Below are 12,689 nucleotides of genomic sequence, written 5' to 3' on the forward strand. Positions count from 1 at the left end.
TGGGTGGCCTGCAGTGCGCCCGACGCGCGGTGCCGATGCAATCGCACCGGCGGCAACGACTCAGGCTTTCGGCGGGACCGCGTCGCCGTCGCTGTCGCCCTCGGCGTCTTCCGACTGCTGCAATTCGGGCATGTCGCGCAGCAGGTTGTCGATGCGCTCGCCGCGATCGACCGAATCGTCGTAGTGGAAATGCAGTTCGGGCACGTGGCGCAGCTTCATCGCCCGCGCCAGCTCGCTACGCAGTTGCGGCGCCAGCTCTTTCAGGCCCTTGACCGCCTCTACGGAGCGCTCGGGCAGCAACGCGGTGACGAACACCTTGGCATGGGCCAGGTCGCGGGTGACCTCGACGTCGGAAACGCTGACCGACGGCAGGCCGTGATCGCGCACGGCCGAATGCACGATCGTGCCCAGGTCGCGGCGGATCTGCGCAGACACGCGATCGGTACGGTGAAAGGATTTTGTTGCCATGGTCCGGAATCTCTCTGTTCGGAGCGCGGGACCGGGAATGGGCGGGAACGAGCGACGCGCACCAAGCCGCCGCTTTTCCCAATCCCGATTCCCGAATCCCGACTCCCGGCTTCTTACAGCGTGCGCTGCACTTCGATGCGCTCGAAGCACTCGATCTGGTCGCCCGGCTTGACGTCGTTGTAGGCCTTCACGCCGATACCGCACTCGGTGCCGTTGCGCACCTCGTCGACGTTCTCCTTGAAGCGACGCAGCGATTCCAGCTCGCCCTCGAAGACCACGGTGTTGTCGCGCAGCACGCGGATCGGCTTGTTGCGCTTGACCACGCCCTCCACGACCATGCAGCCGGCGACCGCGCCGAACTTGGAGCTGCGGAACACGTCGCGCACCTGGGCGGTACCGATGATCTCTTCGCGGATTTCCACGCCGAGCAGACCGGAGGCCACCTGCTTCACTTGGTCGATCACGTCATAGATGATCGAGAAGTAGCGCAGGTCCACGCCGTTGGTTTCGATGATGCGCCGCGCCGAAGCGTCCGCACGCACGTTGAAGCCGATCACCGTGGCCTTGGAGGCCAACGCCGAGTTCGCATCGGACTCGGTGATGCCGCCGACGCCGGAGTGGATCACGTTGATCCGGATCTGCTCGTTGGACAGGGCCACCAGCGACTGCTTCAGCGCTTCCACCGAACCCTGCACGTCGGCCTTGATCACCAGGTTCAGCGACAGCTGGCCTTCGCCCTTGCCGAGCTGCGACATGATGTCTTCCATGCGGCTGCCCGCCGAAGACACCAGGCGCGACTCGCGGCGCTTGGCCTCGCGCTGCTGCGCCACGTCCTTGGCCAGGCGCTCGTCGTCGACCACGACGAAGTCGTCGCCGGCATCCGGCACGCCGGACAGGCCGAGCACCTGCACCGGGATCGACGGACCCGCCTCGGCCGGCTGGCCGCCGGTCTCGTCGAACAGCGCACGCACGCGGCCGTACTGCACGCCGCACACCAGGTAGTCGCCACGCTTCAGGCTGCCCTGCTGCACCAGCACCGTCGCCACGGGGCCGCGGCCCTTGTCCAGCGAGGATTCGATCACCACGCCGCTGGCGCGGCCATCGAACACCGCCTTCAGTTCCAGCACTTCGGCCTGCAGCGAGATCGCGTCGAGCAGCGTGTCGATGCCCGCGCCGGTCTTGGCCGAGACTTCGACGAACTGGGTGTCGCCACCGAATTCTTCGGCGACCACGTCCTGCGAGAGCAGTTCGTTCTTGACCCGCAGCGGGTCGGCGCCGGACTTGTCGATCTTGTTGACCGCCACGATCAGCGGCACGCCCGCCGCCTTGGCGTGCTTGACCGCCTCGATCGTCTGCGGCATCACGCCGTCGTCGGCCGCAACCACCAGCACCACGATGTCGGTCAGCTTGGCGCCGCGCGCGCGCATCGAGGTGAAGGCCGCATGGCCCGGGGTATCCAGGAAGCTGATGACGCCGCGATCGGTTTCGACGTGATACGCGCCGATGTGCTGGGTGATGCCGCCGGCTTCGCCGGAGGCGACCTTGGTGCGGCGGATGTAGTCCAGCAGCGAGGTCTTGCCGTGATCGACGTGACCCATGATGGTGACCACCGGCGGCCGCGAGCGCTTCTCGCCCTGCTCGTCCTCGGTGTGCGCCAGCAGCGCGTCCTCGGCATCGGCACTGCCCGCGCGCACCGGCTTGTGGCCGAGCTCTTCGGTGATCAGCGCCGCGGTATCGTGGTCGATGGACTGGGTGATGGTGGCCATCACGCCCATCTTGAACAGCGCCTTGACCACGTCGCCGCCCTTCAGCGCGAGCTTCTGCGCCAGGTCGGCCACGGTGATGGTCTCGCCGATCGCCACTTCGCGCACCACCGGTGCGGTCGGACGCTCGAAGCCATGCGCGCCGCCGCCGCTGCGCGAGGGCTCGGGCTGGCGACGGCCGCCGCTGTTGCCGCCGCGCGGCTTGCCGCGCACGTTGGAACGGCGCGCACGATCGGCCGCGGACAGGTGCAGCTGGCCGGCGAAGCGGCTGGTGCTGTCGTCGTCCTCGACGCCGGCGACCATCACGTGCGAGCCGCGGGTCTTGTGCTTGTTGCCGGCGTTGCGGTCGTCGCTGCGCGGCGCGGCCGGCTTCGGCGGATGGTGCGGCGCGCTGGCCGGACGCGGCGCACGCGGCGCAGCGGCGGCACCGGTGCCGGCACCGGTATTCGGGGTCGCAGCGGACGCAGGCGCAGCCGCGGCCGCCGGCGGCGCCGACTCGGCTTCCAGCGCGGCCTGCGCGGCCTTGCGCTCGGCTTCCACGCGGTCGCGCGCATCCTGCTCGGCCTGGCGCTTGCGCTCGATTTCCTCGGCGCGCGCACGGTCCTGCTCGGCGAGCTTCTGCTGTTCGGCCAGGTTGCGCTGCTTGGAGGCTTCCAGCTTGCGCAGGATCTCGGCGCGCTCGTCATCCACCCGTCCGCCCGACGACATGCCCGCGCGCTCGGCAGCGAGGTCTTCGGCGGTCTTGACGTAGGTACGCTTCTGCCGGACCTCGACGTTGACCGTGGTCTTGCTGCGACCGGCGCTGACCGTCACTTCCTGCAGCTTGCGCCGGTTCAGGGTGATCTTCTTCGGCGCGGCCTGGGCTTCTTCCTCGACCGGCTTGTCGGTCTTGCCGTGGGTACGGCGCAGGAAGCCGAGCAGCTTCATCTTTTCGGTACTGGTCACGACCTGGTCGGGACCGCTGAACTTCATTCCGGCCTCGGCCAGTTGAACCAGCAGTTTATCGACCGGCGTATTCACCAGTTCGGCCAGCTTGCGGATGGTGGTTTGCTGCGACATTCGGATCCTATGATCTGGTTGGCGCCCCCTCGCGTGCGAAGGTAGCGCGGATTCTAAGCCCTGATCGGTTCAGGGCGGCATTCATCGCTGACTCATTCGCCGCGTTCCAATCGGGCGATCTCCTCGGCACGGGCTGCCAGGATGAGCGCAGCGGCGCGCTCCTGGTCCACATCCTCGATGCCGAATTCGAGGATTTCGTCCGCAGCCAGATCCGACAGGTTCTCGCTGGTCCGCACGCCATGGCTGGCCAGCGCGTAGGCGGTGGCCTCGTCCATGCCTTCCAGCGACAGCAAATCCGCCGACGGCACGCCGCTGTCGTCGCTTTCCTCGGCGGCCAGCGCCTCGTTGAGCAGCGCATCGCGCGCGCGGGCCCGCAGCTCCTCGACGATGTCCTCGTCGAAGCCTTCCACCGCCAGCAGCTCGCCGACCGGCACGTAGGCGATTTCCTCGACCGAGTTGAAGCCCTCGGCGACCAGGATCGCGGCGATTTCCTCGTCCACTTCCAGCTTTTCCATGAACAGCTGACGGGCGACGGTCTGCTCGGCCTCGGACTTGGCCGCGACCTGCTCGGCGGTCATCACGTTGAGCTGCCACCCGGTCAGGCGGCTGGCCAGACGCACGTTCTGGCCGCCCTTGCCGATCGCCTGGGCCAGCCGGTCTTCGGCCACCGCCAGGTCCATCGAGTGCTTTTCCTCATCGACGATGATCGACTGCACCTCGGCCGGCGCCATCGCGTTGATGACGAAATTGGCCGGGTTGTCGTTCCACAACACGATGTCCACGCGCTCGCCGTTGAGCTCGTTGGACACCGCCTGCACGCGCGAACCGCGCATGCCGATGCAGGCGCCGATCGGGTCGGTGCGGGTGTCGTGCGCCAGCACCGCGATCTTGGCGCGGTCGCCCGGATCGCGCGCGCAGGCCTTGATCTCGACCAGGCCCTGGCCCACTTCCGGCACTTCCAGCTTGAACAGCTCGATCATGAATTCCGGCGCGGCGCGGCTGATGAACAGCTGCGGGCCGCGCGGCTCCGAGCGCACTTCGGCCAGGTAGCCGCGGACGCGGTCGCCGGCGCGCAGCACGTCGCGCGGGATGCCCTTGTCCTTGGGAATGAAGGCCTCGGCGTTGCCGCCCAGATCGACATAGATGTTGCCGCGCTCGGCGCGCTTGACCACGCCGGTGACCAGCTCGCCGATGCGGTCCTTCCACGCGTCCACCACCTGCTGGCGCTCGGCCTCGCGCACGCGCTGCACGATCACCTGCTTGGCGGCCTGCGCGGCGATGCGCCCGAAATCCGGGTTCTCGATCTGCTCTTCGATGTAGTCGCCGACGTCCACGCCTTCGGCTTCGTCGACCGCGTCCATCAGGCGGATCTGCCGGTCCGGCGATTCCATCACCACGTCGTCGGCCACCACTTCCCAGCGGCGGTAGGTTTCGTAATTGCCGTCCTTGTGATCGATGGTGACGCGCGTCAGCACGTCCTGATCGGGGTAGCGCTTCTTCGCCGCCGAGGCCAAGGCGGCCTCGATCGCGTCGAAGATCACTTCGCGCGGCACGCCTTTTTCGTTGGCCACCGCGTCGACTACCAGCAACAGTTCCTTGCTCATTCTTTCGCTCCGCGCGCAGCCTTGTCGGCTGCCGGTTCGTTGGATGGTTTCTTATTGGGTTTTGCGGTCTTGCCGGCCGGCTTGGGGCGCTTGGCCGGCGGCTTTGGGGTGCTACCCGGCTGCTTGGGCGTCTTGCCCGGCTTGGTCGGGGCCAGGCCCAGCGCCGCCCAGTCGGGCAGGATCCGCGCCTTGTCGATATTGTCGAAGTCCACCGCCAGTTCGGCGCCGTCGACCTCGAACACGATGCGGCCGGCGTCCACGTCCACCTGGGCGATGCGCCCCTGCAGGCGCCGACGGCCCTGCTGCGGCAGCTTCAACACCACCTTGGCCGACTCGCCCTGGTGGCGCGCGAACTGCGCGGCGGTGAACAGCGGACGGTCCACGCCGGGCGAGGACACTTCCAGCGTGTAGTTGCCGCTGATCGGATCTTCCACGTCCAGCTGCGCCGACACTTCGCGGCTGACCCGCTCGCAATCGTCGATGTTGACGATGCGCTCGGGCTGTTCGGCCAGCGGCACGTCGATATACAGGCGCAGCGTGGCGCCGCCCGGGGCCGGCAGGTATTCCGCCCCCAGCAGTTCCAGACCCAACGCGTCCACGGTCGGGCCCAGCAGATTCGCGATTTCGTTTGCCTTGTCGCTCACAGCCTGCCTTGCATTTGAATGAATGAAATCGGTCCTGGCGGTTTTCCCGGACCCCGGAAACGACAAAGGGCCCGTTGGGCCCCTTGTCCGGTACGACTCCGGTAAAGCTGGATTCCGGTTGCAAAGACGGGAACATGCGTCTTCGCGAAGCCCAAATTTCCCTACCGCAGACAACCGGTGAACTGGTTGCCGCTGTAGACAAATATGGTAGCGGGGGCAGGATTTGAACCTGCGACCTTCGGGTTATGAGCCCGACGAGCTGCCAGACTGCTCCACCCCGCAGCAGAAGCGGAATTATGAAGAACCAGCGCGATTATTGCAAGCCCTGATTTTCATCCGACCCGGTGGCGATGCCGCCGGTCTTCGAGCGACATGATAACCGCACGCGACCGATAACGGAATACCGATAGCATCGCTCGATGCACAAACGACAACGCCGCCAGGACGGCGGCGTTGTCGCAAACAGCTTGAAAACAGCGCTTTGGCGCGCGATCAGGCCAGATGCGCGAACGCGCGCTGGCACCACGCCATCAGCGGGCTCCAGGCCAGGCCCAGCGCCAGCAAGCCGATCGCATTGACGCCGAGCACCACGCCGAGCACGCGGTCGTCGTTGGCCGGCAACGGCTCGCCGACCGGCTCGTCGAAATACATCACCTTGATCACGCGCAGGTAGTAGAACGCGCCGATCACCGCGCACAGCACCGACAGGATCGCCAGGCCGGTCCACCACAGGTTGTCGGTCGGCACCGCGACCACCGCGCCGAGCACCGCCAGCTTGGCCCAGAAGCCCAGGAACGGCGGCACGCCGGCCAGCGAGGCCATGATGCACAGCACCAGCAGCGCCATCCAAGGGTTGCGCGCGTTCAGGCCCTTGAAGTCGTCGATGTGCTCGGCCTCGAAGCCCTTGCGCGACATCGCGATGATCGCGCCGAACGAGGCGGTGGACATCACCGCGTAGCAGATCGCATAGAACAGCGCCGCCGCATAGCCGCGCTCGCCGCCGCCGGCCACGCCGAGCAGCAGGAAGCCGATGTGCGAGACGGTCGAATACGCCAGCATGCGCTTGAGGTTGCTCTGCGCCAGCGCCATCAGGTTGCCGACCAGCAGCGACAGCGCCGCCAGGCCGCCGATCACCCAGTGCCACTGCTCGGCCAGCGGGCCGACGCCCACTTCCAGCAGCCGGTAGGCCATGCCGAACGCGGCCAGCTTCGAGGCCGAGCTGATGAACAGCGCGATCGGTGCCGGCGCGCCCTGGTACACGTCGGGCAGCCACATGTGGAACGGCGCGGCGCCGAGCTTGAACGCCACGCCGGCGATCATGAAGATGGTGCCGGTCAGCAGCAGCGTGCGCTCGTGGGTCGAACCGATCGCCTCGTGGATGCCGGTCAGGCTCAGCGTGCCGGTGGCGCCGTAGATCAGCGACATGCCGTACAGCAGCAAGCCCGAGGCCAGCGAGCCGAGCACGATGTACTTCATCGCCGCTTCGGTGGCCATGCCGTTGTCGCGGTTCGACGCGACCAGCGCGTACGAGCACAGCGCCAGCAGTTCCAGGCCCAGGTAGACCATCAGCAGGCTGCCGGCCGAGACCAGGATCATCATGCCGACCGTGGCGAACAGCACCAGCACCGGGATCTCGCCCTGGTACAGCTTGCGCTCGCGCAGGTAGCTCCAGCCGTAGATCAGGGTCAGCGCGCTGAGGCCGACGATCACCGTCTTCATCACGTCGGCGGCGGCGTCGCGCACGAACATGCCGTTGAACACCTCGCCCTGCCCGCCCACGCCGGCGAGCAGCATCGCGAACACCGCGACCAGGATCGCCACCGAGACGATGTGGGTCCAGGCCTTGTTGCGCTCGCTGACGAACAGATCGAGCATCAGCAGGGCGAAGGCGCCGCCGGTCAGCACCAGCTCGGGGAGCAGGGGCGGCAGGTCGACGGCGGTCAGGGGCAGTAGCGCAGGGGTGGTCATCATCAAATCTCTGGAATCATTTCGCTCGACGGCCCGATTACAGCTTGCTGGTGGCGATCTGCGCCGCCAGCTTTGCGATCGAGGGTTCCATCAGGTCGGTCAGCGGCTTCGGATACAGGCCCAGGACCAGCACGCCCACCGCAAACACGCCCAGCACCAGCGCCTCGCGGCCGTTGATGTCCTTCAGCTCGGCCACGTGCGCGTTGGCCACTTCGCCGAAGAACACGCGCCGGTACAGCCACAGGGTATAGGCGGCGGTGATCACCAGGGTCGTGCCCGCACCGACGGCCAGCAGCGGATGGGTCTGGAAGCTGGCCATGAGCACCATGAACTCGCCGACGAACCCGCTGGTTCCCGGCAGGCCGGCATTGGCCATGAAGAACAGCATCGAGAACGCGGCGAACCACGGCATCACGTTGGCCACGCCGCCGTAGTCGGCGATGCGGCGGGTATGCATGCGGTCGTAGAGCACGCCGACGCAGGAGAACATCGCGCCGGACACGAAGCCGTGCGAGATCATCTGCACCATCGCGCCCTGCAGGCCCAGGCGCGCCGCATCGGTGCTACCGAAGCCGACCAGGGCGAAGGCGATGAAGGTGCCGAGGGTGACGAAGCCCATGTGCGCGATCGACGAATACGCGATCAGCTTCTTCATGTCGTCCTGCACCAGCGCGACCAGGCCGACGTAGATCACCGCGATCAGCGACAGCGCGATCACCAGCCAGGCCCACTCGTTGCTGGCGTCGGGCAGGATCGGCAGGTTGAAGCGCAGGAAGCCGTAGCCGCCGATCTTCAGCGCGATCGCCGCCAGGATCACCGAACCGGCGGTCGGCGCCTCGACGTGCGCGTCCGGCAGCCAGGTGTGCACCGGGAACATCGGCACCTTGACCGCGAACGCGATCAGGAACGCGAAGAACAACCAGGTCTGTTCCTTGGAGGTCAGCGACAGCTGGTACAGGTCGGCGAGCTGGAAGCTGCCGCCCTTCAGGTACAGGTAGATCAACCCGACCAGCATCAGCACCGAGCCGAGGAAGGTGTACAGGAAGAACTTGACCGCGGCGTAGATGCGGCGCGGGCCGCCCCAGATGCCGATGATCAGGAACATCGGGATCAGCATCGCCTCGAAGAACACGTAGAACAGCATCGCGTCGGTGGCGGCGAAGATGCCGACGGTGACGCCTTCCAGGATCAGGAACGCGGCCACGTACTGGTTGACCCGCTTCTCGATCGAGGTCCAGGCGCCGATCAGCGCCAGCACCGTGACCAGCGTGGTCAGCACGATCAGCGCGATCGCGATGCCATCGACGCCGAGGTTGTAGCCGATGTCGTAGGCCGGGATCCACGCATGGGTCTCGACGAACTGCAGCGCGTCGCTGGCGTAGTCGAAGCCGGTGAGCAGCGGCAGGCTGAGGGCGAAGGTCAGCAACGCGACCAGCAGCGACGCCCAGCGCGCCGCCTTGGCGTCGCGCAACGCGAGGATCAGCGCGCCGCCGAGGATCGGCAGCCAGATCAGGAGAGTCAGTAGGGGCCAGTTCGACACGTGTTCTTATTCCGTACAGGTCAACGCCAGAAATGCATCAGCACGCCCAACAGGGCAATGAGACCGATGATCATCGCGAAGGCGTAGTGATAGAGGAAACCGGATTGCGTGCGACGCAGCAGGTTGGCCGCCAGGTCGATCACGCGCGCGGTGCCGTTGACCATGACGCCGTCCACGACATGCGTATCCACCGCGCGCGACACCTTGCCCAGGCCCAGCCCGCCGCCGGCGAAGCCGTCGATCCAGAGCTTGTCGAAACCGTACTTGTTCTCGAGGATCCACACCGGCAGCGAGAACGTCTTGCGCGCCTTCGCCGCCAGCTCGGGCTTCCACAGGTACAGGATCCAGGCCAGGGCGAAGCCGGCCAGGGTCAGGAAGAACGGCGGCTGGGTCAGGCCGTGCAGCGCGAACGCGACCGGGCCGTGGAACTCTTCGGCCAACGCGCCGACGCTGTCGCGCGCCGGGTTGTAGAAGTCGATGATGCCGCTGAAGAAACCGACCGCCTGGCCCTTGATCGCCACCGCGGCATGGTGCCCCGCCCAATCGGTGCCGAACAGCATCGGGCCGATGGTGAAGAAGCCGATCGCGATCGACGGGATCGCCAGCAGCACCAGCGGCACCGTCACCACCCACGGCGACTCGTGCGGCTCGTGCGCGCCATGGTGGCCATGGCCGTGGTCGTCGTGGGCGTGCTCGTCGTGCGCATGCGTGTCGTGCGCGTCGGCATGCGCACTGTCGTGGTGCGCGTGCGCGTCGTGCGCATGCGCATCGCGGAAGCGTTCCTTGCCGTGGAAGGTCAGGAACAGCAGGCGGAAGCTGTAGAAGCTGGTGATCAGTACGCCGCCGAGCACCGCCCAGTAGCCGTAGGTCGCGATCCAGTTGTGCGACTCGTGCGCATGGTGCGCGGCCGCCTCGATGATCGTGTCCTTGGAGTAGAAGCCGGCGAAGAACGGGGTACCGACCAGCGCCAGGGTGCCGATCACGCTGGTCCAGTAGGTGACCGGCATGTACTTGCGCAGGCCGCCCATCTTGCGCATGTCCTGCTCGTGGTGCATGCCGACGATCACCGAGCCGGCGGCCAGGAACAGCAGCGCCTTGAAGAAGGCGTGGGTCATCAGGTGGAACACCGCTGCCGAGTACGCCGACACGCCCAGCGCCACGGTCATGTAGCCCAGCTGCGACAGCGTCGAGTAGGCGACCACGCGCTTGATGTCGTTCTGCACGATGCCGATCAGGCCGGTGAAGAACGCGGTGGTGGCGCCGATGAACAGCACGAAGTTCAGCGCGGTTTCCGACAGCTCGAACAGCGGCGACATGCGCGCCACCATGAAGATGCCGGCGGTGACCATGGTCGCGGCGTGGATCAGCGCCGAGATCGGGGTCGGGCCTTCCATCGAGTCGGGCAGCCACACGTGCAGCGGCACCTGCGCCGACTTGCCCATCGCGCCGATGAACAGGCAGATGCAGATGATCGTCGCCACGTTCCACGGGTGGCCCTGGAACAGCTGCACCTGGGCCAGGCCGCCGGCCGTCTCGCTGCCGAGCACCGCCGTGGCGTTGGCGAACACGCTGGCGTAGTCGAGCGTGCCGAACCACAGCAGCACGCCGGCGATGCCGAGGATGAAGCCGAAGTCGCCGACGCGGTTGACCAGGAACGCCTTCATGTTGGCGAACACCGCGCTCGGCCGCTTGAACCAGAACCCGATCAGCAGGTACGACACCAGGCCCACCGCTTCCCAGCCGAAGAACAGCTGCAGGAAGTTGTTGCTCATCACCAGGCTCAGCATCGAGAAGGTGAACAGCGAGATGTAGCTGAAGAAGCGCTGGTAGCCGGGATCCTCGGCCATGTAGCCGATGGTGTAGATGTGCACCAGCAGCGACACGAAGGTCACCACCACCATCATCATCGCGGTCAGCCGATCGACCATGAAGCCGACGTGGGCCGAGTAGTGGCCGACCTCGAAGAAGGTGTACAGGTTCTGGTTGAACGGCGACGCGCCCTGCCCGACTAGCTGGTACAGCGTCCAGCACGACAGCGCGCAGCTGATCGCCACGCCGAGGATGGTGACGGACTGGGCGCCCTTGCGGCCGACCTGGCGACCGAACAGGCCGGCGACGATGCTGCCGACCAGCGGCGCAAGCACCACCGCGATCAGCAGACTCTTGGAGAGAGTGATTTCCATCTACGGGTCAGCCCTTCAGCGAATCGACTTCGGCCACGTTGATCGTGTGGCGGGTACGGAACAGCGTCACCAGGATGGCGAGGCCGATGGCGGCCTCGGCCGCGGCCACGGTCAGGATGAAGAACACGAACAGCTGGCCGGCGGCGTCGCCGAGTTCGCGCGAGAACGCGACGAAATTGATGTTGACCGACAGCAGCATCAGCTCGATCGACATCAGCAGCACGATGACGTTCTTGCGGTTGAGGAAGATGCCGGCCAGGCTGATGCAGAACAGCACCGCGCCGAGCGCCAGCATGTGGCCTAGGGTGATCATGGCTGGCCCTCCTGCGGCGCCGGAGCCGGGGTGTGCAGCGTGGGCGTTTCGGCATCCATCTTGACGATGCGCAAGCGGTCGCCGGCCTTGACCCGCGCCTGCTCGCCCGGGTTCTGGGTCTTGATGCCGGTGCGCTTGCGCAGGGTCAGCATCACCGCCGCCACCACCGCCACGGTCAGGATGATCGCAGCGAATTCGAACGGCAGCAGGAACTGGGTGAACAGGGTCTTGGCCAGCCAGGTGATGTTGGAGGTGTCGGCGGCCTGCGCGGCGGCGTTGTCGACCGGGAACGGGGTGGCGGTACGCGCCTTGACCCCGATCAGGGTGACCATCTGCACCAGCATCGCCACCGCCACCACCAGCCCGACCGGCAGGTAGCGCACCCAACCCTGGCGCAGCCGCGCGGTATCGATGTCGAGCATCATCACCACGAACAGGAACAGCACCATCACCGCGCCGACGTAGACCAGCACCAGGGTCACGCCGAGGAACTCGGCGCCCACCAGCAGCCACACGCAGGCGATGGAGAAGAAGGTCAGGATCAGGCACAGCACCGCGTACACGGAGTTGCGCACGCTGATCACCGCGCCGGCGGAGACCGCGGCGATGGTGGCGAAGATCCAGAAAGCGATATTTACCCAATCCATTTCGGGACCTCAGCGGAAGGCGGCGTCGGCGGCGCGGCGCTCGGCGATCTCGGCTTCGAGCCGGTCTCCGATCGCCAGCAGCTGCGGCTTGGTGACGATGTTCTCGCCGCGGTTCTCGAAGTGGTACTCGAGCACGTGGGTTTCCACGATCGAGTCCACCGGACAGCTTTCCTCGCAGAAACCGCAGTAGATGCACTTGAACAGGTCGATGTCGTAGCGCGTGGTGCGGCGGGTGCCGTCCTCGCGCTTGGCCGAATCGATGGTGATCGCCAGCGCCGGGCACACCGCCTCGCACAGCTTGCAGGCGATGCAGCGTTCCTCGCCGTTGGGATAGCGGCGCAGCGCGTGCAGGCCGCGGAAGCGCACCGACTGCGGGAACTTCTCCATCGGGTACAGCACGGTGTACTTGGGACGGAACGTGTACTTCAGGGTCAGCCACAGGCCGCCGAGCAGCTCGAGCAGCAGCAGGCTCTTGAAGTAATGGGTGACTTTATTCATCG

Annotated in this window: 10 protein-coding genes and 1 tRNA gene; all 11 read right to left on the reverse strand. The window is 66.5% G+C overall.

Features of this window, described 5'->3' with window-relative positions; translation table 11 throughout:
• Positions 1-60: 60 nt before the first annotated feature.
• The 11 genes from rbfA to nuoI all read right to left on the reverse strand — a co-directional run bounded on the left by rbfA (position 61) and on the right by nuoI (position 12,687).
• On the reverse strand, positions 61-468 hold the full coding sequence (gene rbfA, locus H9658_RS05965; RefSeq protein WP_179563858.1) for a 30S ribosome-binding factor RbfA: 408 nt from the start codon (positions 466-468) through the stop codon (positions 61-63).
• Positions 469-581: 113 nt separating this feature from the next.
• Complete coding sequence (gene infB, locus H9658_RS05970; protein WP_191824706.1) at positions 582-3,290, reverse strand: translation initiation factor IF-2; 2,709 nt, start codon at positions 3,288-3,290, stop codon at positions 582-584.
• 92 nt (positions 3,291-3,382) lie between these two features.
• Positions 3,383-4,894, reverse strand: a complete 1,512-nt coding sequence (gene nusA / locus H9658_RS05975) for a transcription termination factor NusA (protein ID WP_191824707.1) — start codon at positions 4,892-4,894, stop codon at positions 3,383-3,385.
• The gene (rimP, locus tag H9658_RS05980) at positions 4,891-5,538 is read right to left on the reverse strand and encodes a ribosome maturation factor RimP (protein ID WP_191824708.1); all 648 of its coding nucleotides are present in this window, start codon (positions 5,536-5,538) and stop codon (positions 4,891-4,893) included. The genes nusA and rimP overlap by 4 nt, the downstream gene beginning before the upstream one ends.
• Before the next feature lie 205 nt (positions 5,539-5,743).
• Positions 5,744-5,820 (reverse strand) — tRNA-Met (locus H9658_RS05985).
• A gap of 210 nt (positions 5,821-6,030) precedes the next feature.
• Positions 6,031-7,506, reverse strand: coding sequence for an NADH-quinone oxidoreductase subunit NuoN (nuoN, locus tag H9658_RS05990; RefSeq protein ID WP_191824842.1), 1,476 nt, complete (start codon positions 7,504-7,506; stop codon positions 6,031-6,033).
• A gap of 37 nt (positions 7,507-7,543) precedes the next feature.
• Complete coding sequence (locus H9658_RS05995; RefSeq protein ID WP_179563854.1) at positions 7,544-9,046, reverse strand: NADH-quinone oxidoreductase subunit M; 1,503 nt, start codon at positions 9,044-9,046, stop codon at positions 7,544-7,546.
• A 20-nt stretch (positions 9,047-9,066) separates the two neighbouring features.
• Positions 9,067-11,229, reverse strand: a complete 2,163-nt coding sequence (gene nuoL / locus H9658_RS06000; protein ID WP_191824709.1) for an NADH-quinone oxidoreductase subunit L — start codon at positions 11,227-11,229, stop codon at positions 9,067-9,069.
• A gap of 7 nt (positions 11,230-11,236) precedes the next feature.
• On the reverse strand, positions 11,237-11,542 hold the full coding sequence (gene nuoK, locus H9658_RS06005) for an NADH-quinone oxidoreductase subunit NuoK (protein WP_179563852.1): 306 nt from the start codon (positions 11,540-11,542) through the stop codon (positions 11,237-11,239).
• Positions 11,539-12,189, reverse strand: a complete 651-nt coding sequence (locus H9658_RS06010; protein WP_191824710.1) for an NADH-quinone oxidoreductase subunit J — start codon at positions 12,187-12,189, stop codon at positions 11,539-11,541. Before H9658_RS06010 ends, nuoK begins: the two co-directional genes overlap by 4 nt.
• A gap of 9 nt (positions 12,190-12,198) precedes the next feature.
• On the reverse strand, positions 12,199-12,687 hold the full coding sequence (gene nuoI, locus H9658_RS06015; RefSeq protein WP_003467418.1) for an NADH-quinone oxidoreductase subunit NuoI: 489 nt from the start codon (positions 12,685-12,687) through the stop codon (positions 12,199-12,201).
• Between the last annotated feature and the right edge of the window lie 2 nt (positions 12,688-12,689).

Origin of the sequence: Xanthomonas bonasiae (assembly GCF_014836395.1) — a bacterium.
Classification (GTDB): domain Bacteria; phylum Pseudomonadota; class Gammaproteobacteria; order Xanthomonadales; family Xanthomonadaceae; genus Xanthomonas_A; species Xanthomonas_A bonasiae.